Source organism: Pseudomonas sp. BSw22131 (assembly GCF_026810445.1).
In the GTDB taxonomy this organism is placed as follows: Bacteria; Pseudomonadota; Gammaproteobacteria; order Pseudomonadales; family Pseudomonadaceae; genus Aquipseudomonas; species Aquipseudomonas huanghezhanensis.
In genome coordinates this window covers 898,608-923,727 of record NZ_CP113949.1, presented here as the reverse complement: position 1 = coordinate 923,727, position 25,120 = coordinate 898,608, and the positions used below count along the sequence as shown (strand labels likewise).

Here is a 25,120-nt window from a genome sequence, read left to right as displayed (position 1 = left end):
CTGCAAATACCTAATTCATCGACGCATTAGCATCAACGGAAAGGCGGCTCGTCGAAGCTGCGCAATTTGCGCGAGTGCAACGAGTTGAGCTGGGCGCGCAACAGGTCCAGCGCGGCAATACCGATCTTCAAATGCTGAGTAACCGCGCGCTCATAGAAAGCGTTGGCCGAACCGGGCAGTTTGATCTCACTGTGCAGTGGCTTGTCCGACACGCAAAGTAACGTCCCGTAAGGCACGCGCAAACGATAACCCTGCGCTGCAATCGTGCCGCTTTCCATGTCCACGGCCACTGCGCGCGACAGGTTGATCAGCGGACGCTCTTGCGCCCAGCGCAGTTCCCAGTTGCGGTCGTCATACGTCAGGACGGTGCCCGTACGCAGACGCTTTTTGAGGTCTTCGCCACGCTCTCCGGTGATCTGCGCGGCCGACTCTTGCAGCGCCATCTGCACTTCTGCAAGCGCAGGTATCGGGATATTGGGCGGCAACACGCGGTCCAGAATGCCGTCGCGTCGCATATAAGCGTGTGCCAGCACGTAATCGCCGATGGTCTGCGACTGACGCAGCCCGCCGCAGTGGCCGATCATCAACCAGCAATGCGGGCGGAGTACGGCCAGGTGGTCGGTGATGTTCTTGGCGTTTGAGGGGCCGACACCGATATTGACCAGCGTCACGCCATGGCCGTCTTCAGCGATCAGGTGATAAGCCGGCATCTGGTAACGATGCCAGACCACGCCGGCAACGATGGCCTGCGCCTCGCCGTGATCCATGCCCTTGTCGACGATGACGTTACCCGGCAAGACCATACGCACGAAGCGCGGGTCGTCGCGCAGTTTTTCCAGACCATGGACGATGAACTGGTCAACGTAACGATGGTAGTTGGTCAGCAGAATCCATGGCTGCACATGCCGCCAGTCACTGCCGGTGTAATGCACCAGGCGGCGAAGGGAGAAGTCCACGCGGGCTGCGTCGAACAGCGCCAACGGCAGCGGGTCGGTATTCGCCCAGTCGTACAGGCCGTCGGCGATGCCATCGGTGGCGGCAGACAAGTCGGTGCTCGGGAACACGCGCGCCAGAGTAGCGGCGGTGACGCCCGTACCGGCCAGCTCATCGCCCTGCTCGACCACGTAGGGGTAAGGAATATTTTGCTCACTGATGCCCACTTCGATGGTGACGGTAAAGTCATTCATCAACGGCACGAGTTGCTCAAGCAGGTATTTGCGGAACGCCGCCGGGTGGGTCACGGTGACGGTGTAAGTGCCGGGGAGCTGGACTTTCGCGTAAGCACGCGTGGTCAGGGGGACTTCGCCCTGGCAGTGATAGGTCAGGCGTAATTCGGGGTAGCGAAATTGCAGACGCTCCGCCGCAGTAGGCTCGACGCGGTCTTTGAGGTAACGCTTGAGCGCCTGGCTCAGGGCGTTGGTGGCATGGGCATGCAGCTCAGCCAGCCGGTCCACGGCTTGTTCGGCAGTTTCTACGACGATAAAAGCTTCAGTCACAATGCGCATCCTTCTGATCTTGCAGGCGGACATCTTGCCTGCATCGCCGGTCAAGTGCACGCCATCAACTGTAGGAGCGAGCGAGGAGCGCCTCGACACCCACACCACGTGGCAGCGTGCCGTACACCCGACCGGATTGCTGAAGCCGACCGGCAATAAAGCCATCGCTGACCACCGAGTTGCCCGCCTCCAGCAACAGCCTGGCCTGCAAGCCCACGGCGATGTCTTCTGTCAGTTGTCGGGCGCGGTACTGAATGTCATGGGTGTCGGTGAACGCATTTTTCAGCCGCTCAATGTGCAACGCCAGACGCTTGTCGCCGTGGCCATCGCCCAACTCCTGAAACAGAGCATCCAACACGCCGGGCTCTTTCGACAGGGCCCGCAGCACGTCCAGACATTGCACGTTGCCGGAGCCTTCCCAGGTCGAGTTGACCGGTGCTTCGCGGTACAGGCGCGGCAGGATGGTGTCCTCCACGTAACCGGCACCGCCCATGCATTCTGCCGCCTCGTTGATCATTGCCGGGGCGCGCTTGCAGATCCAGTATTTACCCACCGCTGTCACCAACCGGGCGAAACGCGCCTCGTGCGGGTCATCAAGCCGCTCAAGTGCGCGGCCCATGCGCAGGGTCAGTGCCAGCGCTGCTTCACTTTCCAAAGCCAAGTCAGCCAACACGTTTTGCATCAACGGCTGCTCGCTGAGCAAACGACCGCTCACAGTCCGGTGAGCGCAATGGTGCGCGGCCTGGGTCAATGCCTGCCGCATCAAGGCACTTGAACCGGTCATACAATCGAAGCGGGTCATCGCGACCATTTCAATAATGGTCGGCACCCCGCGCCCCTCTTCGCCGATCATCCAGGCCAGCGCGCCACGGAACTCGACTTCGCTGGAAGCATTCGACCAGTTGCCCAGTTTGTTCTTCAAACGCTGGATGTAGAACTCGTTGCGCGTGTCATCCGGGCGATGGCGCGGCAGCAGAAAACAGCTCAGCCCTTTGTCGGTTTGCGCCAGGGTAAGAAACGCATCGCACATCGGCGCCGAACAAAACCATTTGTGACCAACCAGTTCATACGCCTGGCCCGGCCCCGGTTGCCCCACTGGATAAGCACGGGTGGTGTTGGCGCGCACGTCGGTGCCGCCCTGTTTCTCAGTCATGGCCATGCCGATGGTCGCGCCAGCCTTGTGCGCGATGCCCACGTTGCGCGGATCGTATTGAGTGTCGAGGACTTTTGGCAGCCAGATGTCCGCCAGGTCAGGCTGCAACTTGAGCGCCGGCACGCTGGCGAACGTCATGGTCAGTGGGCAACCGCTGCCCGCCTCAGCCTGGGTGTGCAAGTAGCTCATGGCGGCGCGTGCGACGTGGGCGCCTTCGCGGGGATCGGTCCAGGGCAGAGACGGAATACCGTGTTCGACGGCCGTGCGCATCAGTTGGTGATACGCCGGGTGAAACTCCACCAGGTCGATGCGATGCCCGTAACGGTCGTGGCTGGCAAACACCGGCTTGTTCTGGTTGGCGAGGAATCCGGCTTCCATCAACGGCCCGCCCGCCAGTGCGCCATAGGCGTCGATTCGGGTGTGAGCCCAGCCCGCGCCGAATCGCTGCGACCACTCCTGAAGCGGCACATCAATGCGGAAGAGATTGGCGCCGTCCAGCGAGGGCGGCTGGTTGGTGACGTCGTGGGTTTCGGCGAACTGATGCAGATTCATGGCGTTCTCCCGTCCGGTCGGCGCGCGGCGATCGCGCAGAAGATCACCAGTGAATCACGCACGCTGAGCGATAAAAAGCGCCATAGACGACTAATAGACGGTGGGTTTTACACCTGAACTCGCGCTACGAGGGAAGCCTGATCCCTGCGCCGAACCTGCGTCGGACGCTGATCTGTAGGAGCGAATTCATTCACGAGAGGCCGGAAAATCATAATGGGTTTGCAGTGAGCACTCTTCCTTGGCCCGGAACAGATCCAGACTCAAACGGAACTGGCTGCCCGCCCCCGGCTCGGACATATGACTCAAGCGACCATTCTGCAATTCGATCAACTGGCGACAAATCGCCAGACCAATCCCGAGGCCTCCGTGCTCACGGGTCATTGAGCCGTCGACCTGGAAGAAGGTCTGGTACACCGTCGCCTCATCAAGACGGCTGAAACCGATGCCGGTGTCGATGACATCAATCAGCAGGCGCACGTGTTGCCCGTCGGCACATTGCCCGGACACCTTTATTTTGACTGACCCGGTCGCCGTGAACTTCACAGCGTTTTCCACCAGGCACTCCAGGCATTGCCTGAGTTTGGCGGCGTCGCCCATCAGGCTGTCCGGCATGACGTCGTCAATATCTACGCTGATGCTCAAGCCCTTCTCCCGGGCCTGAAGCTCATATCCGCTGCGCACCTGAAACAACACATGCCGCAAGCTGAACATTTCGTTGCGCGCCTCAAGTCGCCCGGCTTGCAACTCGGTCAGCGTGAGGATGCCGTTAACGATGCCCATCATATTTTGCGCAGAGTCGGCGGCGGTCTGGCGGTAGAGCTCCAGATGCTCTTGCCCACCCTCCATCTGCATCAGTTCCAGCGAGCCGATGACCCCGTTCATGGGTGTGCGCAGCTCGTGGGTGAGCGTCGCGAGGAACTCGTCTTTCAAGCGGTTGCTGATCGCCAGTTGCTGATTGAGTGCTGCCATTTCACGACTGGCCTGCGCGGTGATTTTCTCCTGCTGCTCGCGCATGGCATTAATCCGATCCGCCAGCGCCAGCGAAAGCAGCGTGACCTCGATCACCGAGCCGATCTGGCTGGCGTACATGGTCAGGAAATTATTAGGCAGAAAGCCCAGCAACATGATGGCGTTAACGACTCCGCCCACCAGAAACGCCGACCACGCCAGCACGAAATAACGCGCAACCCGCTGGCCCTTGATCCCGGCGCTGATGCCAACGAAAAACACCACCAGCGTGAATACCAGCACCAGCCCGGTCACCAGGCGCAACGCCAGGCCGTAATCGGTCACCAGCGACAGAATCATGATCGCGCCAGCGCAGACCATCATCAGCACCAACGGCACATCCAGCCAGCGCCCGAGTTTGGGGGTCTGCAGCAGTGTGCGAGAGAACTGGCTGGCGAACAGGATCGCGGCTGCAATCAGGAACGTCGTCGATACGTTGGCCCACCAGGGATTGTCCGGCCAGAAAAACTCGATGCCTGCGCCATTGACCGACAGCTGATACAAGCCGAAACAGGTGATGTAGAGGATGTAATAAAAGTAACTGCGGTCGCGGATGCTTAAGAAAATAAACAGGTTGTACGCCAGCATGCCGGCCAGCACACCGTAGATCAGACCCAGGATATACAACCGTTGCGGTTGATCCTCGATATAGGCATGGCTGAACCATAGATTGAGCGGCGCCTGAATCGAGCCATGACTGGCAACACGCAGGTAAACCGTTTGCGCCTTGTAAGGCCGCAGATTGAGGTCGAACAGGTAATTATTCTGTTTTATCTGCCGGCTGGAGAACGGCAGCATGTCGCCAGTCTGCCAGGCCAGGCTCGGTCGGCCGTTATCATCGGGGAGGTACAGGTCGACGTGGTCCATCGGCGGGTAGGCCAGCTCCAGTAGCCAGTCCATATCGGCACCGGGATCGACGGGCCGGTAGGTCAACACAACTTTCAGCCAGAACGCCGACCTGGAATACCCGGCATTGAGCGAGGCCGTATCCAGCGCACGGAACCGGACGGCCATGTCCGCGGCGGCGACATCGTCAATACTCGCATTACCCTCCGGGTCCTCAAATACCTGCACGGACCGTCCCAGCGACAAGTTGCGCGTGGTTTCGTCAAAATCCACAGCCGACGCCATCAGGGGCAGGCAGGCCAACAGCATGATCAGTAAGTAACGCGACTTGTTAAACCGGCAACACACTTGCAGACACTCTTTAGGCGGAAAGACGTGACAGGATAGACTGATAGCCAGATGACACCACCACTCATCATCTCGCGTCCGCCGCTCTGTCGAGTGCCAGCCCACTGCGAAGGCCGGATAGTCTTACGTAAATCGTGCGGGATGTGCCACCCGTGATGTGAGAAAAATCCGACGCGGACGGGCGGTCCGGCAAAAGCTTTAGTGGTAAGCTCGCGCACCATGAATATCTATAGCTCCCGCCCCGTTGTCCTCTGTCTCTCCGGCCACGACCCCAGTGGTGGCGCCGGCTTGCAGGCAGATATAGAAGCCCTGCTCGCCCAGGGTTGCCACGCCGCTCCGGCCATTACCGCCCTGACCGTACAGGACACCGTGAACGTCACTGACTTCAGGGTGCTGGACCGTGAGTGGGTGCTGGCCCAGGCCAACGCCGTGTTCAACGACTCCGAGGTTGCTGCCGTGAAACTCGGCATGCTGGGCTCTTTGGAGATGGTCGACACCGTGGTTCAGTTGCTCGAAGCGCATCCGCATTTACCGCTGGTGTGCGACCCGGTGTTACGTGCGGGCGGCGGAGGCAGACTGGGCAAGGATGAAGTCGGCTACGCCATGCGCGAACGCCTGCTGCCACTGGCGACCATCGCGACACCAAACCTGCCTGAAGCGCGAATTCTCGCGGAACTGCCCGAAGGCACCGCTGATGAATGCGCCGACAAACTGCTGCCGTTCTGTGAGCATTTGCTGATCACGGGCGGGCATGGCGACGAGCGCGAAGTGCATAACCGTCTCTATCTGCGCAACGGCCAGACCCACACCTTCACGTGCCAGCGTTTGCCGGGCAGCTACCACGGTTCCGGGTGCACGCTGGCCAGTGCGCTGGCCGGACGTCTGGCCTTGGGACAAGAGCTGGTCAGCGCCGTGCAAACCGCCCTCGACTACACTTGGCGCACCCTGCGCGACGCTGAACAGCTTGGCAAAGGCCAGTTCGTGCCGCGCCGTTTGCCGCTGGATTTTTGCTCGTAACGCCACGCCAAGAGGTTCGATTGATGAAACTACGTGGCCTTTATGCCGTAACCGACAGCCAGCTGCTGACGGGCAGGTTTCTGTCTTACGTCAAAGCCGCCCTTGATGGCGGCGTGACGCTGCTGCAATACCGCGACAAATCCGGTGACGAGTCCCGCCGCCTGCGCGAAGCCTCCGAACTGCTCAAGCTGTGCGAGCAATACAAAACCCGGTTGATCATCAACGACGACGCAGAAGTTGCGGCGCGTCTGGGCGTGGGTGTGCACCTGGGGCAAACCGATGGCTCGCTGCCTGATGCGCGCGCACTGCTCGGCCATAAAGCGATTGTCGGCGCCACCTGTCACGCGCAGTTGGCGCTGGCCGAGAAAGCCAAGGCCGATGGCGCGACTTACGTAGCGTTCGGTCGCTTTTTCAACTCCAACACAAAGCCTGGCGCGCCGTCGTGCACCCTCGAGATGCTCAGCGAAGCCCGCAAGCGCATTCATCTGCCCATCGCGGTGATTGGCGGTGTCACCCTGGAGAACGCCGCTCCTCTGGTCGCCCATGGCGCCGACCTGCTGGCAGTGGTCCATGGCTTGTTTGGTGCCGAAAACACCCAGGAAGTCACCCGTCGCGCACGGGCTTTCAACGAATTGTTCAAATCGGCCTGACCCGTCAGGCCTGATCACGCTCAACCTATTCCCGATTCCAGTAGAGACCCGATCATGTCCCGTTCTGAAATGCTGTTCGCCAACGCCCAGAAACATATTCCCGGCGGCGTTAATTCGCCCGTGCGCGCCTTCAAGAGCGTCGGCGGCACTCCGCTGTTTTTCAAACACGCGGCAGGCGCCTACATCACCGATGAAGACGACAAGCTTTATGTCGATTACGTGGGCTCATGGGGCCCGATGATTCTCGGCCACAGCCATCCGGACGTGCTGGACGCTGTGCGCAAGCAACTTGAACACGGCTTGTCCTACGGCGCGCCGACCGCCATGGAAACCGAAATGGCTGATCTGGTGTGCGAGATCGTGCCGTCGATGGAAATGGTGCGCATGGTCAGCTCCGGCACCGAAGCGACCATGAGTGCGATTCGTCTGGCGCGCGGTTTCACGGGTCGTGACAGCATCATCAAGTTCGAAGGCTGCTACCACGGCCACTCTGACAGCCTGCTGGTCAAGGCCGGCTCCGGCGCGCTGACCCTGGGCGTGCCCAGCTCGCCGGGCGTGCCGGCCGACTTTGCCAAACACACGCTGACCCTGCCATTCAACGACCTCGATGCCGTCAAAGTGATGCTCTCGGAAGTCGGTCAAGAAGTGGCCTGCATCATCGTCGAGCCGGTCGCCGGCAACATGAACTGCGTGCCTCCTGCGCCGGGCTTTCTGCAAGGCCTGCGCGAAGAATGCGACAAGCATGGCGTCGTGTTGATATTCGACGAGGTGATGACCGGGTTCCGCGTTGCCCTCGGTGGCGCGCAGGCTTACTACAACGTCACGCCTGACCTGAGCACATTCGGCAAGATCATCGGCGGCGGCATGCCAGTGGGATGCTTTGGTGGCAAGCGCGAAATCATGTCGCACATCGCGCCACTCGGCCCGGTCTATCAGGCCGGCACGCTGTCGGGTAATCCGTTGGCGATGGCAGCAGGGCTAACCACGCTGCGCCTGATCAGCCGTCCCGGTTTCCATGACGAACTGAGCGACTACACAGCCCGCCTGCTCAAAGGTCTGCAAGAGCGTGCCGACGCGGCAGGTATCGCGTTCGTGACGACCCAGGCCGGCGGCATGTTCGGGCTGTACTTCAGCGACGCGAAGGAAATCGTGACCTTCCAGGACGTGATGACCAGTGACGCGGACCGCTTCAAGCGCTTCTTCCATTTGATGCTGGAAGGCGGCGTTTATCTGGCACCGAGTGCATTCGAGGCGGGCTTCACGTCCATCGCCCATGGCGACGCGGAATTGCAACTGACCCTGGATGCGGCCGAGAAGGCGTTTGCCCAACTGAAGTGACACCGATCTGTAGGAGCACGCTTGCCCGCGAATGCGTTTTAGCCATCACCCAAGTGGTTTTTACACGCCCCAATCGCGGGCAAGCGCGCTCCTACAGCCAAATATCCAGCGCGTTTTATTGGATATTTGACCCAGTTCTACCACTTGAGCCCCTGAATGCAGGGGAATCAAGCCCGTGCAGCAGAAAATCAGTAAAGACTTTGTAAGGTTGGTACAGGTTATTTCATAATGCGCAGCCAGCACGTTTAGCTGGACGGGCATGCCCGCACCTTTTTCAGAGGTAAGTCGACTTCCATGAATCGCACCGGCCGCACCCTTGCATTGGGCTGCCTGTTGCTTCTTCATCCCCTGCTGGCGAATGCAGGTGGCAACTCGTTGTTAATCCCAGCGGTGGGCCGTTGCACCCTCAATACCCAGCCAGACAACCTGCCAGCCGCGTTGTCGGCCTGTCAGCAGGCGGCGCAAGCCGGGGATGCACAAGCACAATACGAGTTGGGCGAGTTTTATTACGACGGCAAAAACGGCCCGCGTGACTTGACCCAGGCACTCAATTATTTCGAGCAGGCATCGCTGCAAGGGCACGCCCAGGCACAGTACCAACTGGGTCTGATGTTCTTTCGTGGTGAGGGGGTACAAGCCAATAACATTCAGGCTTATATCGTGCTGAAGATGGCGGCGGTCAACGGATCGGAAGATGCACTCGACCAGGCTGACGAAGTGTCTTCGCAAATGAAGAAGGAAGACCTCGAAGTGGCGACGCAAGTACTGGGTCAGATCTTCCGCAAGTACCTGCTGGAGTTGCAGACAGCTGAAGGTCGCACGCCGTTCGCGCCCTTCCCCGACAGCGCCAAACCCTGATCGCGTTTATTTGTCCGGCATTGGCATCGGAAAGGGCATCACGTTACCGGTATGACGCGCTTCGCTGATCTTGGCAGTGCCCATGCGCTCGACCTCATCGATACGCACAATCGAATGCATCGGCACAAAGCTGCGCACGACACCATCGAACTGCGCTTTCAATTTCTCTTCGCTCGGGTCAACTACAACGGTCGTGCGCTCGCCGAAGACGAACTCTTCCACTTCCAGAAAACCCCACAGATCGCTTTGATAGATCTGCTTGGCGTACATTTCGAACACCTGTCCCTGGTTAAGAAAAATCACCTTATAGATTGGAGCTTCGCGTTTGGTCATAACAGGCAGGCAATGATCGACGGTTTCAAAAGGGCGAGAACTATAGCACGCCGCTCGTTAGACGACGCTAGGAACCCGGAGCCCGGATCCCTATAATGCGCGGTTCTTTGAATCACCTGATGAACACGCATGGCCAAGAAGCTTTACATCGAAACCCACGGCTGCCAGATGAACGAGTACGACAGCTCGCGCATGGTTGATCTGCTGGGCGAACATCAAGCACTGGAAGTCACCGCACGTGCGGAAGATGCCGATGTCATCCTGCTCAACACCTGCTCGATTCGTGAGCGCGCCCAGGATCGCGTCTACTCCCAGCTTGGCCGCTGGCGTGAACTGAAACTCGCCAACCCGGACATGGTGATCGCCGTCGGCGGTTGCGTTGCGAGTCAGGAAGGCGCTGCCATTCGTGACCGCGCGCCCTATGTCGACGTGGTCTTCGGCCCGCAAACCCTTCACCGCTTGCCGGCAATGATCGACGCCGCGCGCCTGACCAAGCTGCCGCAGGTGGACGTGTCTTTCCCGGAAATCGAAAAATTCGACCATTTGCCGGAGCCGCGTGTCGACGGCCCGAGCGCCTATGTGTCGGTGATGGAAGGCTGCAGCAAATACTGCACATTCTGCGTGGTGCCTTACACGCGGGGCGAGGAAGTCAGCCGGCCGTTCGATGACGTGATCACCGAAGTCTTCCATCTGGCCGAACATGGCGTGCGCGAGGTCACGTTGCTTGGTCAGAACGTCAACGGCTATCGCGGCGCAACTCACGATGGACGCGTAGCTGACCTTGCCGAGCTGATCCGGGTGGTCGCGACCATCGACGGTATCGACCGCATTCGCTACACCACCTCCCACCCGCTGGAGTTTTCCGACAGCCTGATCCAGGCCCATGCGGAAGTACCTGAGCTGGTGAAGCACCTTCATTTGCCTGTGCAGTCGGGCTCGGATCGCATCCTGTCGGCGATGAAGCGCAATCACACAGCGCTTGAGTACAAGTCGAAATTGCGCAAATTACGGGCGGCGGTGCCGGGGATCAGCATCAGCTCGGACTTCATCGTCGGCTTCCCCGGTGAGACCGAGAAAGACTTCGAGCAAACCATGAAACTGATCGAAGACGTCGGTTTCGATTTCTCGTTCTCGTTTGTCTACAGCCAGCGTCCCGGTACGCCGGCGGCCGACCTTGTGGATGAAACCCCTGAAGAGTTGAAAAAGCAGCGTCTGGCAGCCTTGCAGCATCGACTCAACCAGCAGGGCTACGAAATCAGCCGACAAATGGTCGGCAGTCGGCAGCGCATTCTGGTGACCGATTACTCGAAGAAAGACCCCGGCGAGTTGCAGGGGCGGACCGAGAACAACCGGATCGTCAACTTCCGCTGCGCCGATGCGAAGCTGATTGGCCAGTTTGCCGACGTCCATATCGACGACGCTCAACCGCACTCGCTGCGCGGGTCGCTGTTGCAATAACTGAAACTGCCCCCATTCCTGTAGGAGCCAACTCGTTGGCGAGAACGATTTTGCGTTGCGTCAGGTCCGACGTCTCGCGAACACATTCGCTCCTACAGGTTGCAGGCGCCCGACCTTACAGCACCATTAGTAAGCGGGCCCTTTCGGACGAACCTTGCAGGGGTTATCCTTCCTGTTACTTCATATTGCCGTCGGGCGGCCTTAAACGACCTTGAACGCACCCATAGAACCACATCGTTTCACCCTCGATTCCTTTGAGGCACGTCGCTTCGCAAATCTGTGCGGGCAATTCGATGAGCATTTGCGCCTTATCGAACAACGTCTGGACATCGAAATCCGCAATCGCGGAAACCAGTTCGAGATGATTGGCGAGCCCTCCAATACCACTTCTGCAGAAAACCTCCTGCGCCGGCTCTATCGGGAAACCAAAACTTCCGAACTGTCGCCGGACATGGTGCACCTGTTTCTGCAAGAGTCCGGCGAAGAGTCGCTGGACAATCACCCAGCCGCCGAAGTCGGCGTTGCCCTGCGTACCAAAAAAGGCATGATTCGCCCTCGTGGTCTGAATCAGCAAAAGTACGTGAAGGAAATCCTCGGCAACGACATCAACTTTGGCATCGGCCCGGCGGGTACGGGCAAGACCTACCTGGCTGTGGCGGCTGCCGTCGATGCGCTTGAGCGCGAACAGATCCGGCGCATCCTGCTGGTTCGTCCTGCGGTGGAAGCGGGTGAAAAACTCGGCTTCCTGCCAGGCGACCTGGCTCAGAAAATCGACCCGTACCTGCGCCCACTCTACGATGCGCTGTACGAGATGCTTGGTTTTGAGTACGTCGCCAAACTGATCGAGAAACAAGTCATCGAAGTGGCGCCACTCGCCTACATGCGCGGTCGCACCCTTAACAACAGCTTCATCATCCTCGACGAGAGTCAGAACACCACCGTCGAGCAGATGAAGATGTTCCTGACGCGGATCGGTTTCGGCTCTACCGCCGTGATCACCGGTGACATCACCCAGATCGACCTGCCAAAAGGCACCAAATCCGGGCTGATCCATGTCATCGACGTGCTCAAGGACGTACCCGGCATCAGCTTCACCCACTTCAAGCCGAAAGACGTGGTCCGTCATCCGCTGGTGCAGCGCATCGTCGAAGCCTATGAGCGCTACGAGGACCGTTTCAACGATCAGTCCAACGGACGGATCGACTCGCCAAGGGAAACCCGACGCGATGCTTGAGATGGACCTGCAAGTCGCCAGTGAGGCAAGTGCACCGAGCGAAGCCCAGTTCCGCCTCTGGTGTGAGCTGGGCCTGCGCCAGCGCACGGCGGACTCGGAGCTGACTATCCGGCTGGTGGACGAAACCGAAGGCCGTGAGCTCAACCACACGTGGCGGCACAAAGATTACGCGACCAACGTCCTGTCGTTCCCTGCCGATGTTCCAGACGAGATGCTTGACATCCCGCTGCTGGGTGACTTGGTGATTTGCGTCCCCGTAGTGGCACGCGAGGCTGCGGAACAGGGCAAGACCCTGGATGCTCATTGGGCACATCTGGTCATTCACGGCTGCCTTCATTTGTTGGGCTACGATCACATCGACGATGACGAAGCCGAAGAAATGGAATCGCTGGAACGAACGTTGCTAGCAGAACTGGGCTACACCGATCCATACGCCGACGATGAACTCGTCGGTTCTCCTGATTTTGATAATCAGCATTCAACAACACCGGCAAAGGAACACGAGTAAGGGCTATGAGCGAAGACCGATCGAGCAACGGGCAAAAGTCATGGTTGGGTAAGCTGACCCAGGCATTTGCCCATGAGCCGAAAAACCGCCAGGAGCTGCTTGAGCTGCTGCGCGAAGCCCACCAAAACAAGCTGCTGGACAGTGAAGCGCTGGCCATCGTCGAAGGCGCGATCCAGGTCGCCGACCTGCAGGTTCGCGACATCATGGTGCCGCGCTCGCAGATGATCAGCATCAGGGCCAGTCAGAGCCCGCGTGAATTCCTGCCAGCGGTCATAGATTCCGCTCACTCGCGTTACCCGGTGATCGGCGAAAGCCACGACGACGTGCTTGGCGTGCTGCTTGCCAAAGACCTGCTGCCGCTGATCCTCAAGGAAAACGGCGAGACCAGCGACGTTAAAAACCTGCTGCGCCCTGCCACTTTCGTCCCCGAATCCAAGCGCCTGAATGTGCTGCTGCGTGAGTTCCGCGCCAACCACAATCACATGGCCATCGTCATCGACGAGTACGGCGGCGTTGCTGGCCTTGTGACCATTGAAGACGTCCTGGAGCAAATCGTCGGTGACATCGAAGACGAACACGATGTTGAAGAGGACAGCTACATCAAGCCTCTTCCAAGTGGCGACTTCCTGGTCAAGGCGCTCACGCCGATCGATAGCTTCAACGAGTTTTTCGACAGCGGCTTTTCAGATGACGAATTCGACACCGTCGGCGGTCTGGTGATGAACGCGTTCGGGCACTTGCCCAAGCGTAATGAAATCACCGAAATCGGCGCGTACCGTTTCCGCATCCTGAATGCTGACAGTCGTCGCATTCATTTGCTGCGCCTGAGCCCTATTTCCCGCTCGTAACACTGTCTCTGTACTAAGGAATGTAAATGCGCTGGATCACCCGCCCCGGCTGGCCCGGTAACTTGCTGGCCATGGTGGCTGGCGCGCTTATCACCCTGGCCCTGGCGCCGTTCGATATCTGGCCACTGGCGATTGTCGCGCTGGTGGTTTTCTATCTCGGGCTGCGTGATCTGACACCGCGTCAGGCATTGTGGCGCGGCTGGTGTTATGGATTCGGTCTGTTCGGCGGCGGCACCAGCTGGATCTACGTGAGCATTCACACCTACGGCGGCGCTTCGGTGCTGCTGGCGGGTTTTCTGATGGTGCTGTTCGTGGCGGCGGTGGCGTTCTTCTTCGCACTGCCCGCCTGGCTGTGGGCACGCTGGATCCGCCGCAATGAAGCACCGTTGGCCGACGCACTGGCGTTTGCCGCGCTGTGGTTTGGTCAAGAGATGTTTCGCGGCTGGTTCCTGACCGGTTTCCCCTGGCTCTATTCCGGATACAGCCAACTTGACGGGCCGCTAAAAGGCCTCGCGCCGCTGGGCGGCATGTGGCTGATCTCCTTTTCGCTGGCCCTGACTGCTGCCCTGTTGTGCAACGTTTACCGTCTGCGCGCCCGCAAGTCGTTCATGGCGGCGGGCGTGTTACTGCTGCTGGCGCCCTGGGTGATCGGATTGTCGCTCAAGAGTCACCCATGGACGTCACCCTCAGGCGCGCCGCTGAGCATCGCGGCCTTCCAGGGCAACGTCGCACAAAGCATGAAATGGGACCCCGCCGCACTGAACGCGCAACTGGCGCTGTACCGGGACATGACCTTCGCGTCCAAGCGTGTGGACCTGATCATCTGGCCCGAAACCGCGATCCCGGTGCTCAAGGAGTCTGTCGAAGGCTATCTGTCAGTGATGGGCAAATTTGCCGCCGAACGAAATTCAGCCTTCATCACCGGCGTGCCTCTGCGCGAGCTCAGCGGTCGCGGCGAGTATCGCTACTACAACGGCATCACCGTGGTAGGCGAAGGCGACGGCACGTACCTCAAGCAAAAGCTCGTGCCGTTTGGCGAATACGTACCGCTTCAGGATCTGCTACGCGGATTGATCAGCTTCTTCAACTTGCCAATGTCGGACTTCGCCCGTGGCCCGGCCGATCAGTCGTTGCTGCAAGCGAAGGGGTATCAGGTCGCGCCGTTCATTTGCTACGAAGTGGTTTATCCGGAGTTCGCGGCGGGGCTGTCGGCGCAGAGCGATTTATTGTTGACGGTGAGTAACGACACTTGGTTCGGCACGTCAATCGGCCCATTGCAGCACTTGCAGATGGCGCAGATGCGGGCGCTGGAAGCCGGACGATGGATGATTCGCGCAACCAATAATGGCGTCACCGCGCTGATTGACCCGTTCGGCAAAATCACCACCACCATTCCGCAGTTCGAACGCGGCGTGATGTACGGCGACGTGGTGCCGATGCAGAACCTGACGCCCTACCTGCACTGGCGCTCCTGGCCGCTGATCATCCTGTCCCTGCTGCTGGTCGGCTGGGCACTGGTCGCGGCGCGGATTGCCAAAACCGTTTGAACTGCCTTTGTAGGAGCGCGCTCGCAAGCGATAGCGTCCTGTCAGCTGCCAAATGTACGTTTGGCGCGTTCCTACACATGCTCTACCGATAAACCAACGGGTACATCAACAACCCCGCCGCCTCGTTAAGCAACTGGCCGCTTTGGGTGATGGCTTTGCCTTCAGGTAACAAGCCGCCAAAGGGCCGTGCGTTGTCGACACTGAGGAACCCGACCGGCGCCGCAACGACGGTAAATCCGGCCTTCTCGAAACTCCAGACAGAACGCGGCATATGCCAGGCCTGCGTAACCACCACCACGCGCTTGATTCCCTGGGGCTGCAACATCGCGGCGGTCATGGTTGCGTTTTCCCACGTGGTGCGACTTGCGCCTTCTTGCCAGCGCACGGTCACACCGAAATCGTTCTGCAGGGACTCGGCCATGATCGCGGCCTCACTGGGAGGCTGGCCATAATGCAGGCCGCCGGTGACCAGAATCGGCAGCCCGGAAGCCTTGGACAAGCGTGCCGCATAACGCATCCGCTCAAGCGCGACACCCGTGGGAATATCGCCACCCCAGCTTGGGTCGTTGCTTTCGCGCCCGGCACCAAGCACGACGATGGCATCAGCACGCTGCGCCAGAGTGGCCCAATCGCCTTGCGCCAGAGGAGGAATGCGCTCAATACCGCGCGCCGACCATTCAACTACGACAGGCATGCTGATCGCCCACATTCCACCGACTCCGAAGACCATGCAAACAGCTGCCAGACGAGGCCTGGAGCGACGCCACACGCAGGCGAGCACGATAAGCAGCAGGAAAAGTCCAGGTGGCAACAGGAGTGTTTTTACGAAATAGCGAAAAGGCATCGAGCATCTCCAGAAAGATACTCGAAGCCTAGAGGGATTGACGCTAAGCAACAATGCTTAAAAGGGCGGGCCTGAAGCCCGCAGCGTTAACGCTTGAAATGTTGGGTGGAACTGTATCGACTTAACTTCAACGATACGCAGGCCCGTTTTTGATCCTTCAGCCAGATGACCTTGGCCAATGGACGCGAGACCGGCGCCGGTTCGGCAAGCTCCCGAGAACGGTCGGCACTCTCATTCCATGCGATTGCTGCATCCCCTGCCGCGACTTCGTTTCTGTCCAGGTACGCCTCGATCAATTGAACCTCGGCGTAGCTCAGCCCTCGCAACTCCAACTCTGCGGGATTTTCATTACGAAGCCGAACCGCTGTTCTCGCCATCTCCAGGGCAAGCCCAAGACGATCGATCAACCGCTCGTAAAGATCAGGTTTCGTTACCGTGTGCCGCAGCTCTGTCATCCGTTCACCTCACTGAAGATAACCACATACCCTCGTCAATGAGCTTAGCGGGGCTGCAAAAACCAGCGCGGTGCCGCGACAAACGGCTCCAGAGCGGCGCCAGGACGCGGGCGAGCACGCAATCAGGGTTTCCCTCGATAGTCAGGGCTCATGTATGCTACGGCGCTTCCTGTAATTCCACTTCCGCTCACCCGAGCACGAACGCATCGCGCGGCCCCGGCAACTGCCTGGCAAGCGACGCCCTTCTGACTCGGCGATGCTGCGAAGCGGTCAAGGGTCACCAATCTCAGTTAAAAGTAGCCATGCACGAACTCTATCAGCCCCGCGAAATCGAAGCCGCCGCCCAGACCTTCTGGGACGAGCACAAGTCTTTTGAAGTCAGTGAGCAGCCAGGCAAGGATACGTTCTACTGCCTGTCGATGTTTCCTTACCCCAGCGGCAAGCTACACATGGGTCACGTGCGCAACTACACCATCGGCGACGTGATTGCCCGCTACCAACGCATGCAAGGCAAGAACGTTCTGCAGCCAATGGGCTGGGACGCATTCGGCATGCCGGCGGAAAACGCCGCGATGAAAAACAACGTCGCGCCCGCCAAATGGACCTACGAAAACATCGCCTACATGAAGAACCAGCTCAAGAGCCTGGGTTTGGCGATTGATTGGTCCCGCGAGATCACCACCTGCAAACCTGATTACTACCGCTGGGAACAATGGCTGTTCACTCGCCTGTTCGAAAAAGGCGTGATCTACCGCAAGAACGGCACCGTGAACTGGGACCCGGTCGACCAGACCGTTCTGGCGAACGAGCAAGTGATCGACGGCCGCGGCTGGCGTTCCGGCGCGCTGATCGAAAAACGCGAAATCCCGATGTACTACTTCAAGATCACCGCTTACGCGGATGAGCTGCTGGAGAGTCTCGACGAGTTGCCGGGCTGGCCTGAACAGGTCAAGACCATGCAGCGCAACTGGATCGGTAAATCCCGGGGCATGGAAGTACAGTTCCCTTACGATCAGGCCTCCATCGGCGAAGCAGGCGCGCTGAAAGTCTTCACCACGCGCCCTGACACCCTGATGGGCGCGACTTACGTCGCCGTCGCCGCCGAGCACCCGCTCGCCTCCCTCGCCGTTGAAAAAATGGCCGCCGACAAAGCCGCCGAGCTGCAAGCGTTCATCCACGAATGCAAAAGCGGCAGCGTGGCCGAAGCCGACGTAGCAACCCAAGAGAAAAAAGGCGTGCCGACGCCGTTGTTCGTGGAACACCCGCTGACCGGCGAAAAACTGCCTGTGTGGGTCGCCAACTACGTGCTCATGCATTATGGCGACGGTGCGGTAATGGCCGTCCCTGCGCATGACGAGCGTGACTTCGAGTTCGCCACCAAATACGACCTGTCGATCAAGCCGGTGGTGCGCACCAGCGCGGGTGACCATACCCCCGCGCCCTGGCAGGACGCATATAACGAACACGGTCAGTTGATCAATTCCGGCGAATTCGATGGCCTGGACTTCGCCGGCGCGTTCGACGCTATCGAAGTGGCGCTGATCAAAAAAGACCTCGGCAAATCCCGTACTCAATTCCGTCTGCGTGACTGGGGTATCAGCCGCCAGCGCTATTGGGGTTGCCCGATCCCGATCGTGCATTGCGACGCCTGCGGTGACGTACCGGTCCCGGAAGACCAGTTGCCCGTCAAGTTGCCGGAAGATGTCGTGCCGGACGGAGCAGGCTCTCCGCTGGCGCGCATGCCTGAGTTCTACGAGTGCATCTGCCCGAAATGCGGCGCGTCAGCCAAGCGCGAAACCGACACCATGGATACCTTCGTGGAATCCTCGTGGTACTTCGCCCGTTACGCATCGCCTAACTACGAAGGTGGCATGGTTGATCCGAAAGCAGCCAACCACTGGTTGCCTGTTGATCAGTACATCGGCGGTATCGAACACGCGATTCTTCACCTGCTGTACGCGCGCTTCTTCCACAAGCTGATGCGCGACGAAGGCCTGGTCAGCTCCAACGAACCGTTCAAGAACCTGCTGACTCAAGGCATGGTTGTGGCCGAGACGTTCTATCGCCTCGAAGCCAACGGCAGCAAAACCTGGTTCAACCCGGCTGACGTCGAGTTCGAACGCGACAGCAAGGCCAAGATCATCGGCGCCAGACTGATTGCCGATGGCCTGCCCGTCGAGATCGGCGGCATCGAGAAGATGGCCAAATCAAAGAACAACGGCGTCGATCCGCAATCGATGATTGACCAGTACGGCGCAGACACCTGCCGTCTGTTCATGATGTTCGCATCGCCGCCTGACATGAGCCTGGAATGGTCCGACTCCGGTGTTGAAGGTTCGCACCGTTTCCTGAAGCGCGTGTGGCGTCTTTCTCAGGCGCACGTCAATGCAGGCGCCGCTGGCAAGCTGGACAAAAGCGCGCTCAACGACGACCAGAAAGCCGTGCGTCGCTCGATCCACCTGGCGATCAGGCAAGCCGGGCAGGACGTGGGCCAGCATCACAAATTCAACACCGCTATCGCCCAGGTGATGACGCTGATGAACGTGCTGGAAAAAGCAGCCCAGACCACGCCTCAGGATCGCGCACTGCTGCAGGAAGGCCTGGAAACGGTCACCCTGCTGCTGGCACCGATCACACCGCACATCAGCCACCAATTGTGGACTGCACTGGGCCATCAGGACCCGGTCATCAATGCTGGCTGGCCAGTGGTCGATGACTCGGCGCTGGTTCAGGACACACTGCAATTGGTGATTCAGGTCAACGGCAAGTTGCGTGGTCATATCGACATGCCTGCCAGCGCCAGTCGCGAAGACATCGAAGCCGCCGCACGGGTCAACGAAAACGTGCTGCGCTTCGTCGATGGCCTGACGATCCGCAAAGTGATCGTCGTGCCCGGCAAACTGGTGAACATTGTCGCCAGCTGATTGGATCAGGCACCCGGCGATTCCGGGCGCTGAAAATACTTCCAGGGTCGGCGATGTCGACCCAAACGGATTCAAGGGGAGCAACAAGATGATCAAACGCAATCTGCTGGTTCTGGGCCTCGCCGTCATGCTGAGCGCTTGCGGTTTCCAGCTGCGTGGCACAGGCACCAACGCACTGCAACTCAAGGAACTGGATGTCAGCGCTCGCAACGTCTACGGCCAGGTCGTGACGCAACTGACTTCGACCCTGAAGAACAGCGGCGTCCACGTTTATACCGGCGCGCCTTACAAACTGATTCTGGCCCGCGAAGACGAAACTCAACGCACCGCCAGCTATGCCGGTGCGGGACGCTCTGCTGAATATGAGCTGACCACTGTGGTCAAGTACGAGATCCGTGGCATCAAGGATGCTCTGCTGCTGGAAGACAACGTTCAGTCTCAAAAAACCTTCGTACACGACGGCAACAATCTGATCGGTTCCGATCAGGAAGCCGATCAGATTCGCAAGGAAATGCGCAACGATCTGGTGCAAAAGCTGATTGCCCGCCTGCAGCAGATGACACCTGAGCGTCTTGATGAACTGCAAGCCAAAGCCGATGCCGTGCTCAAAGCACAAGCCGACGCAGAAGCCGCCGCACAGCGCATTCGAGACGAAACGCCTCAGCAGTCGCCTGTCGAAATCCCGAGCAAGTAAAGGGTTCGGGGCCGGTACGCCGGCCCCGACCTTCGTGGACTCATGAAACTCGCCCCCGCTCAACTCACCAAGCACCTTCAAGGCACGCTTGCACCCGTCTACGTCGTCAGTGGCGATGATCCGCTGCAATGCCAGGAAGCGTGTGACGCCATCCGCGCGGCTGCACGCCAGCAAGGTTTCGACGAACGCCAGGTATTCAGCGCTGACTCCAGCTTTGACTGGGGCACGCTGCTTCAGGCGGGCGCGAGCATGTCCCTGTTCGCCGAGCGTCGTTTGCTGGAGTTGCGTTTGCCCTCCGGCAAGCCCGGCGATAAAGGCGCAGCCGCATTGCTGGAATACTGCGGCCGCCCTGCCGAAGACACTTTGCTGCTGATCAGTTTGCCCAAGCTCGACGGCAGCGCGCAGAAGACCAAGTGGGGCAAGGCGCTGGTTGAAGGCCCTCAGACGCAATTCGTACAGATATGGCCGGTAGACGCCAGCCAGTTGCCTCAATGGATCCGCCAACGCCTGTCACAAGCGGGATTGTCGGCCACTCAAGATGCGATCGAGCTCATAGCGGCGCGTGTCGAGGGCAACCTGTTAGCCGCTGCGCAGGAAATCGAAAAGCTCAAGCTGATGGCCGAAGAAGGCCAGATCACCGTGGAAACCGTGCAGGCGGCGGTCGCCGACAGTGCCCGATTCGACGTGTTCGGGCTCACCGATGCAATCCTCAACGGTGAAGCCGCTCACGCCTTGCGCATGCTTGAAGGCCTGCGCGGTGAAGGCGTTGAACCCCCGGTGATTCTGTGGGCGTTGTCCCGGGAATTACGGGTGCTTGCCAACCTCGCGCTGCAGTTCAGTCAGGGTATTCCCTTGGACAAGGCTTTCAGCCAGGCCCGTCCGCCGATCTGGGACAAGCGCAAGCCGCTGATGAGCAAGGCGCTGCAACGGCATTCTGCAGGTCGTTGGGGCCAACTGTTGATGGACGCTCAGCACATCGACGCGCAAATCAAAGGTCAGGCTGCGGGCTCGGCGTGGAGCAGCTTGAGCCGGTTGTCGTTGCTGATGGCCGGGCAGCGATTGGCGTTGCCTTCGGAATAATCAGCAACGACTCAAACTGTAGGAGCGCGCTTGCCCGCGATATCGGTATTTCAGCCGAAAGCGATGTCTTAGAACTATTGAAATCGCGGGCAAGCGCGCTCCTACATTGTCGACCCCGGTGGTAATAGCGCGCATCAATTGGACAGCTGCTCCAATCTGCCCGATTATCGCCTGCGTTTGCATACCCCAAGAGAGAGTACCCGCCATGAGCAAGCCGAAAAAACGGCCGAATAAAGCCAAATCCATCATTGCCCAACCGCTGTTCCGAAGCCGTCAGGAACAACCGGTAAAAGGCAAAGGCAGCTACCGCCGCGAAGCCTTCCAGTCTAATAGCTGGGAGGCTTCTTCCGTTATGGCGGCTTGAACGACCCCTAAAGCGCTATAGGCCCCTTCAAGCGGACAGGCATGTTAAGGTCTGCACCTAACGGTTTTTCGCTCTGGACCCAAGAATGCCCTTTTGTTTTCTTCGTCGTTGGCATGCGCGCCAACTGATCACTGTTTCCAGCCTCCTCATACTGGTCGCCTGCGCAGAACAACCTACCGCTGCGGTCGCCACGCCTCTACAAGTAGCCAACACTGCGCCGACCCTGCCGAGCGCTGTCGCACAACCCGACGACACCAACTTCGAAATTCAGCCGCCAATGACGTTCGCGCAATGGCAGTCGACGTTCCGTGCCCAGGCGCTGGGCGCGGGAATCCGGCCTGACATTTTTGACACCGCCTTTGCAGGCGTGACGCCTGACATGAGTGTCGTCAAAGCCGACCGCAGCCAGCCTGAGTTCAGTCGCCCCGTCTGGGAATACCTCGACGGCGCGATGTCGGCCGTGCGCGTACGCAAGGGTCAGGCTTTGCTGACGCAATACGCTGACGTGCTGGGGCAGATCGAGCAACGCTACGGTGTTGATCGTCAGGCGCTGGTGGCGGTATGGGGAATGGAAAGTAGTTTCGGCCAGTTTCAGGGCACGCAGTCTGTGATTCGCTCCCTCGCGACACTGGCGTATGAAGGTCGCCGGCCACAGTTCGCTCAGGACCAACTGATCGCGGCGCTGCAAATTTTGCAGCATGGTGATATCGATGCACCGAGCATGCTGGGCTCGTGGGCTGGCGCCATGGGGCAGACGCAGTTCATTCCGACGACCTACAACACGCACGCTGTGGATTTCGATGGTGATGGCCGCCGCGATATCTGGAACACCCCGAGCGATGCGCTCGCCTCTACTGCGCACTACTTGCAGAGTTCTGGCTGGCAAAAAGGGCAGCCGTGGGGTTTTGAAGTTCAACTGGCGCAGGGTTTCGATTACGCGCTGGCCGACGCCTCAACCCGCAAAAGTATTGGTGAGTGGCAGCAGTTGGGCCTGAAGTTGCCAACCGGTGCTGCCCTGCCTGCCAATTTGTTGCAGCAACAGGCGGCCCTTTTGTTGCCCGCTGGCTATAAAGGTCCGGCATTTCTGGTGATGGATAATTTCCGGGCGATTCTCAAGTACAACAATTCGTCGTCCTACGCGCTGGGCATTGGACTGCTGTCAGAGCGCTTTAACGGCGGCGGCTACGTGATGGGCAACTGGCCGCGCGGTGACCGTCCTCTGAGCCGGTCTGAGCGCATTGAGCTGCAAACCCTTCTCTCTGCCCGACAATACGACGCAGGGGCACCTGACGGGATCATCGGCGCCAACACGCGCAAAGCAATCCGCAGCGCCCAGCAGTCTTTTGGCTGGCCCGCGGATGGATATCCCACGCAGGAGTTGTTGGAGAGTCTGCGTAAGCCGTAGCTCATGCACGCGACCTGTAGGAGCGAAGTTATTCGCGAATCGCCGGTGGTGCGATGAAGATTGGCCAGACATACCCACGTCTCGCGGCTAAGTCCGCTGCTAGAGATCAAGCACTTAATCCACAGCAACGAAAAAGGGCCGGATATCGCTATCCGGCCCTTTTTCGTTGCGCTGTGAAGCGGCTGTTGATTAACCCGCTGTCAGCAACGACTTGACCAGCTTCGCCTGCTCGTCAGCGTGATACGAAGACCGAACCAGCGGGCCGGACGCGACGTTCTTGAAACCCATCTTGTAGCCTTCCTCGGCGAACCACGCAAAGGTGTCCGGGTGAACGAAGCGTTCGACCGGCAAGTGACTGCGCGATGGTTGCAGGTACTGGCCCAAGGTAAGCATGTCGATGTCGTGCTCGCGCATGCGCTGCATCACCTCGATGACTTCTTCGTCTGTCTCGCCCAAACCCAACATCAAGCCGGACTTGGTAGGGACGTGAGGCATCATTTCCTTGAAGCGCTTCAGCAGTGTCAGCGACCACTGGTAATCAGAGCCGGGGCGCGCAGCCTTGTAAAGACGCGGCACGGTCTCCAGGTTGTGGTTGAACACGTCCGGAGGCGTGGCAGCAGTGATTTCCAGCGCGATATCCATGCGGCCGCGGTAATCGGGCACCAGGGTTTCGAGCTGGACATTAGGCGACAAAGCGCGGATTTCACGGATGCAATCAGCGAAGTGCTGAGCGCCACCGTCGCGCAGATCGTCGCGGTCTACCGAGGTGATGACGACGTACTTGAGGCTCATGTCAGCGATGGCGATGGCGAGGTTTTTCGGCTCATCGGCGTCCAGCGCTTTCGGGCGACCATGACCCACGTCGCAGAACGGGCAACGGCGGGTGCAGATGTCGCCCATGATCATGAACGTCGCGGTGCCGCCCGAGAAGCACTCGCCCAGGTTCGGGCAGGATGCTTCTTCGCAAACGCTGTGCAGCTTGTGCTTGCGCAGCAGCTGTTTGACGCGGTCCACCTCAGGCGAGACCGGGATGCGTACGCGAATCCAGTCCGGCTTTTTCGGCAGGTCCACCGTGGGGATGATTTTTACCGGGATACGCGCGACTTTTTCCGCGCCGCGCAACTTGACGCCGGCCTCCACTTTGGGACGCCCGGCGTTCACCGTGACTGTCGGGATCAGAGTCTGGACGGCGTTTTCTGTTTGAACGGCAGAAGCCGTGTCATGCGCAGTAGTCATATCAGTCGATTCCGCCCGTGAGGGTCGTCTGCTCAGCGTAGTCGAGGTGTTTGACGAGCTGCGCACGCAGCCGGGCACTAACCTCGGCAAATTCTATCGGCCCTGCATGGTCGCGTAGCTGGGTCATCGCCAGCCCCGCATATCCGCAGGGATTAATGCGTTTGAACGGCTCAAGGTCCATGTCGACATTCAGCGCCAACCCATGGAATGAGCAGCCATGGCGAATGCGCAGACCCAAAGAGGCGATTTTTGCCCCGTCAACGTAAACGCCCGGTGCATCGGGTTTGGCCGCTGCGGTCACGCCATAACTGGCGAGGAGCGCGATGAGGCTGTGCTCAATCCGCGTTACCAGATCCCGGACGCCAAAGCCCAGGCGACGCACATCCAGTAACAGATACGCCACCAGTTGGCCGGGGCCATGATAAGTCACTTGCCCGCCACGATCGACCTGCACCACCGGAATGTTTCCCGGCAGCAGCAGATGTTCAGGCTTGCCGGACTGTCCCTGGGTGAAGACTGGTGGATGCTGCACCAGCCAGACCTCATCACCGACCTCGCCAGAGCGGTCATCGTTGAAGCGTTTCATCGCTTGCCAAGTGGGCTCGTAATCAACCAACCCCAGATCACGGATGCCCAGTCGGGCGTCCATCACAGCACCATGTGCACGAAACCGGTGGCACGCAGTTCACTGTTGATGTCGTAGAGCTGGTCTTGGCCGGTCGCGATGATGTGCAGCTGAACGGTGGTGTACTTACCGTTGCTGCTCTGGCGCTCGGCCAGGGTGTTGTGGTCGACAGTCGCGTGTTTTTCGAGGATCTCGATGATCTTGTCCTTGAAACCCACACCCGTATCGCCGATCACCTTGATGGGATAGTCCGCACAAGGAAATTCGATTTTTGGCGCTTTAACGTCGGTATCTGTCAT

The 25,120-nt window shown here is 59.4% G+C and carries 23 protein-coding genes; 14 read left to right on the top strand and 9 right to left on the bottom strand.

Annotated features, from left to right (window positions below):
* Positions 1-32 precede the first annotated feature (32 nt).
* The 3 genes from amn to OYW20_RS04045 all read right to left on the bottom strand — a co-directional run bounded on the left by amn (position 33) and on the right by OYW20_RS04045 (position 5,364).
* Complete coding sequence (gene amn, locus OYW20_RS04055; RefSeq protein WP_268801039.1) at positions 33-1,529, bottom strand: AMP nucleosidase; 1,497 nt, start codon at positions 1,527-1,529, stop codon at positions 33-35.
* Between the two features lie 31 nt (positions 1,530-1,560).
* The gene (locus OYW20_RS04050) at positions 1,561-3,201 is read right to left on the bottom strand and encodes an acyl-CoA dehydrogenase family protein (protein WP_268799451.1); all 1,641 of its coding nucleotides are present in this window, start codon (positions 3,199-3,201) and stop codon (positions 1,561-1,563) included.
* Positions 3,202-3,387: 186 nt separating this feature from the next.
* Positions 3,388-5,364 carry a sensor histidine kinase gene (locus OYW20_RS04045; protein ID WP_408005497.1) on the bottom strand — a complete coding sequence of 659 codons (1,977 nt, stop codon included), beginning with the start codon at positions 5,362-5,364 and terminating at the stop codon, positions 3,388-3,390.
* A 258-nt stretch (positions 5,365-5,622) separates the two neighbouring features.
* On the opposite strand from OYW20_RS04045, the gene OYW20_RS04040 reads away from it, so the two are divergent.
* From OYW20_RS04040 to OYW20_RS04025, 4 genes are all read left to right on the top strand, one after another.
* On the top strand, positions 5,623-6,420 hold the full coding sequence (locus OYW20_RS04040; protein ID WP_268799450.1) for a hydroxymethylpyrimidine/phosphomethylpyrimidine kinase: 798 nt from the start codon (positions 5,623-5,625) through the stop codon (positions 6,418-6,420).
* A gap of 23 nt (positions 6,421-6,443) precedes the next feature.
* Positions 6,444-7,070 carry a thiamine phosphate synthase gene (gene thiE / locus OYW20_RS04035; RefSeq protein ID WP_268799449.1) on the top strand — a complete coding sequence of 209 codons (627 nt, stop codon included), beginning with the start codon at positions 6,444-6,446 and terminating at the stop codon, positions 7,068-7,070.
* Between the two features lie 54 nt (positions 7,071-7,124).
* Positions 7,125-8,408 (top strand): glutamate-1-semialdehyde 2,1-aminomutase, encoded by a 1,284-nt coding sequence (gene hemL, locus OYW20_RS04030; protein WP_268799448.1) that lies wholly within the window; start codon positions 7,125-7,127, stop codon positions 8,406-8,408.
* Positions 8,409-8,702: 294 nt separating this feature from the next.
* Complete coding sequence (locus OYW20_RS04025; RefSeq protein WP_268799447.1) at positions 8,703-9,266, top strand: tetratricopeptide repeat protein; 564 nt, start codon at positions 8,703-8,705, stop codon at positions 9,264-9,266.
* Positions 9,267-9,272: 6 nt separating this feature from the next.
* Here OYW20_RS04025 and OYW20_RS04020 read toward each other — a convergent pair whose 3' ends face one another.
* Positions 9,273-9,599 (bottom strand): DUF1820 family protein, encoded by a 327-nt coding sequence (locus OYW20_RS04020; RefSeq protein WP_037018011.1) that lies wholly within the window; start codon positions 9,597-9,599, stop codon positions 9,273-9,275.
* Between the two features lie 129 nt (positions 9,600-9,728).
* Between OYW20_RS04020 and miaB the strand changes: the two genes are divergently transcribed.
* The 5 genes from miaB to lnt all read left to right on the top strand — a co-directional run bounded on the left by miaB (position 9,729) and on the right by lnt (position 15,194).
* Positions 9,729-11,057, top strand: a complete 1,329-nt coding sequence (gene miaB, locus OYW20_RS04015) for a tRNA (N6-isopentenyl adenosine(37)-C2)-methylthiotransferase MiaB (protein ID WP_268799446.1) — start codon at positions 9,729-9,731, stop codon at positions 11,055-11,057.
* Between the two features lie 211 nt (positions 11,058-11,268).
* Positions 11,269-12,291, top strand: a complete 1,023-nt coding sequence (locus OYW20_RS04010) for a PhoH family protein (protein WP_268799445.1) — start codon at positions 11,269-11,271, stop codon at positions 12,289-12,291.
* Entirely contained in the window at positions 12,284-12,799 is a 516-nt protein-coding gene (gene ybeY / locus OYW20_RS04005) for an rRNA maturation RNase YbeY (RefSeq protein ID WP_268799444.1), read from the top strand. The genes OYW20_RS04010 and ybeY overlap by 8 nt, the downstream gene beginning before the upstream one ends.
* 5 nt (positions 12,800-12,804) lie before the next feature.
* Positions 12,805-13,647, top strand: a complete 843-nt coding sequence (locus tag OYW20_RS04000; RefSeq protein ID WP_268799443.1) for an HlyC/CorC family transporter — start codon at positions 12,805-12,807, stop codon at positions 13,645-13,647.
* A 26-nt stretch (positions 13,648-13,673) separates the two neighbouring features.
* A complete protein-coding gene (gene lnt / locus OYW20_RS03995; RefSeq protein WP_268799442.1) occupies positions 13,674-15,194 on the top strand; it encodes an apolipoprotein N-acyltransferase in 1,521 nt (506 codons plus the stop codon).
* An 82-nt stretch (positions 15,195-15,276) separates the two neighbouring features.
* Here the strand turns inward: lnt and OYW20_RS03990 are convergent, their stop codons facing one another.
* Positions 15,277-16,038 carry a YdcF family protein gene (locus OYW20_RS03990; RefSeq protein ID WP_268799441.1) on the bottom strand — a complete coding sequence of 254 codons (762 nt, stop codon included), beginning with the start codon at positions 16,036-16,038 and terminating at the stop codon, positions 15,277-15,279.
* Between the two features lie 86 nt (positions 16,039-16,124).
* On the bottom strand, positions 16,125-16,493 hold the full coding sequence (locus OYW20_RS03985; protein WP_268799440.1) for a hypothetical protein: 369 nt from the start codon (positions 16,491-16,493) through the stop codon (positions 16,125-16,127).
* Positions 16,494-16,795: 302 nt separating this feature from the next.
* Between OYW20_RS03985 and leuS the strand changes: the two genes are divergently transcribed.
* From leuS to OYW20_RS03960, 5 genes are all read left to right on the top strand, one after another.
* Positions 16,796-19,417 carry a leucine--tRNA ligase gene (gene leuS / locus OYW20_RS03980; protein WP_268799439.1) on the top strand — a complete coding sequence of 874 codons (2,622 nt, stop codon included), beginning with the start codon at positions 16,796-16,798 and terminating at the stop codon, positions 19,415-19,417.
* Positions 19,418-19,505: 88 nt separating this feature from the next.
* Positions 19,506-20,111 carry an LPS-assembly lipoprotein LptE gene (locus tag OYW20_RS03975; RefSeq protein WP_268799438.1) on the top strand — a complete coding sequence of 202 codons (606 nt, stop codon included), beginning with the start codon at positions 19,506-19,508 and terminating at the stop codon, positions 20,109-20,111.
* A 42-nt stretch (positions 20,112-20,153) separates the two neighbouring features.
* Positions 20,154-21,191, top strand: a complete 1,038-nt coding sequence (gene holA / locus OYW20_RS03970) for a DNA polymerase III subunit delta (protein ID WP_268799437.1) — start codon at positions 20,154-20,156, stop codon at positions 21,189-21,191.
* Between the two features lie 205 nt (positions 21,192-21,396).
* Complete coding sequence (arfA, locus tag OYW20_RS03965) at positions 21,397-21,555, top strand: alternative ribosome rescue factor ArfA (protein ID WP_268799436.1); 159 nt, start codon at positions 21,397-21,399, stop codon at positions 21,553-21,555.
* Positions 21,556-21,640: 85 nt separating this feature from the next.
* Entirely contained in the window at positions 21,641-22,960 is a 1,320-nt protein-coding gene (locus tag OYW20_RS03960) for a lytic murein transglycosylase (RefSeq protein ID WP_268799435.1), read from the top strand.
* A 189-nt stretch (positions 22,961-23,149) separates the two neighbouring features.
* Here OYW20_RS03960 and lipA read toward each other — a convergent pair whose 3' ends face one another.
* Genes lipA through OYW20_RS03945 form a run of 3 tightly spaced genes read right to left on the bottom strand, consistent with a single transcriptional unit; the run spans position 23,150 to position 25,120 of the window.
* Positions 23,150-24,196, bottom strand: coding sequence for a lipoyl synthase (gene lipA, locus OYW20_RS03955; RefSeq protein ID WP_268799434.1), 1,047 nt, complete (start codon positions 24,194-24,196; stop codon positions 23,150-23,152).
* A 1-nt stretch (position 24,197) separates the two neighbouring features.
* Positions 24,198-24,845, bottom strand: coding sequence for a lipoyl(octanoyl) transferase LipB (gene lipB / locus OYW20_RS03950; protein ID WP_268799433.1), 648 nt, complete (start codon positions 24,843-24,845; stop codon positions 24,198-24,200).
* Positions 24,845-25,120, bottom strand: a complete 276-nt coding sequence (locus OYW20_RS03945) for a DUF493 domain-containing protein (RefSeq protein ID WP_268799432.1) — start codon at positions 25,118-25,120, stop codon at positions 24,845-24,847. Before OYW20_RS03945 ends, lipB begins: the two co-directional genes overlap by 1 nt.

Bases quoted from the DNA above. Each gene is read 5' to 3' on its own strand.
- amn (WP_268801039.1), bottom strand. From the start codon at position 1,529: ATGTCCGCCTGCAAGATCAGAAGGATGCGCATTGTGACTGAAGCTTTT.
- OYW20_RS04050 (WP_268799451.1), bottom strand. From the start codon at position 3,201: ATGAATCTGCATCAGTTCGCCGAAACCCACGACGTCACCAACCAGCCG.
- OYW20_RS04045 (WP_408005497.1), bottom strand. From the start codon at position 5,364: ATGCTGTTGGCCTGCCTGCCCCTGATGGCGTCGGCTGTGGATTTTGAC.
- OYW20_RS04040 (WP_268799450.1), top strand. From the start codon at position 5,623: ATGAATATCTATAGCTCCCGCCCCGTTGTCCTCTGTCTCTCCGGCCAC.
- thiE (WP_268799449.1), top strand. From the start codon at position 6,444: ATGAAACTACGTGGCCTTTATGCCGTAACCGACAGCCAGCTGCTGACG.
- hemL (WP_268799448.1), top strand. From the start codon at position 7,125: ATGTCCCGTTCTGAAATGCTGTTCGCCAACGCCCAGAAACATATTCCC.
- OYW20_RS04025 (WP_268799447.1), top strand. From the start codon at position 8,703: ATGAATCGCACCGGCCGCACCCTTGCATTGGGCTGCCTGTTGCTTCTT.
- OYW20_RS04020 (WP_037018011.1), bottom strand. From the start codon at position 9,599: ATGACCAAACGCGAAGCTCCAATCTATAAGGTGATTTTTCTTAACCAG.
- miaB (WP_268799446.1), top strand. From the start codon at position 9,729: ATGGCCAAGAAGCTTTACATCGAAACCCACGGCTGCCAGATGAACGAG.
- ybeY (WP_268799444.1), top strand. From the start codon at position 12,284: ATGCTTGAGATGGACCTGCAAGTCGCCAGTGAGGCAAGTGCACCGAGC.
- OYW20_RS04000 (WP_268799443.1), top strand. From the start codon at position 12,805: ATGAGCGAAGACCGATCGAGCAACGGGCAAAAGTCATGGTTGGGTAAG.
- lnt (WP_268799442.1), top strand. From the start codon at position 13,674: ATGCGCTGGATCACCCGCCCCGGCTGGCCCGGTAACTTGCTGGCCATG.
- OYW20_RS03990 (WP_268799441.1), bottom strand. From the start codon at position 16,038: ATGCCTTTTCGCTATTTCGTAAAAACACTCCTGTTGCCACCTGGACTT.
- OYW20_RS03985 (WP_268799440.1), bottom strand. From the start codon at position 16,493: ATGACAGAGCTGCGGCACACGGTAACGAAACCTGATCTTTACGAGCGG.
- leuS (WP_268799439.1), top strand. From the start codon at position 16,796: ATGCACGAACTCTATCAGCCCCGCGAAATCGAAGCCGCCGCCCAGACC.
- OYW20_RS03975 (WP_268799438.1), top strand. From the start codon at position 19,506: ATGATCAAACGCAATCTGCTGGTTCTGGGCCTCGCCGTCATGCTGAGC.
- holA (WP_268799437.1), top strand. From the start codon at position 20,154: ATGAAACTCGCCCCCGCTCAACTCACCAAGCACCTTCAAGGCACGCTT.
- arfA (WP_268799436.1), top strand. From the start codon at position 21,397: ATGAGCAAGCCGAAAAAACGGCCGAATAAAGCCAAATCCATCATTGCC.
- OYW20_RS03960 (WP_268799435.1), top strand. From the start codon at position 21,641: ATGCCCTTTTGTTTTCTTCGTCGTTGGCATGCGCGCCAACTGATCACT.
- lipA (WP_268799434.1), bottom strand. From the start codon at position 24,196: ATGACTACTGCGCATGACACGGCTTCTGCCGTTCAAACAGAAAACGCC.
- lipB (WP_268799433.1), bottom strand. From the start codon at position 24,845: ATGGACGCCCGACTGGGCATCCGTGATCTGGGGTTGGTTGATTACGAG.
- OYW20_RS03945 (WP_268799432.1), bottom strand. From the start codon at position 25,120: ATGACAGATACCGACGTTAAAGCGCCAAAAATCGAATTTCCTTGTGCG.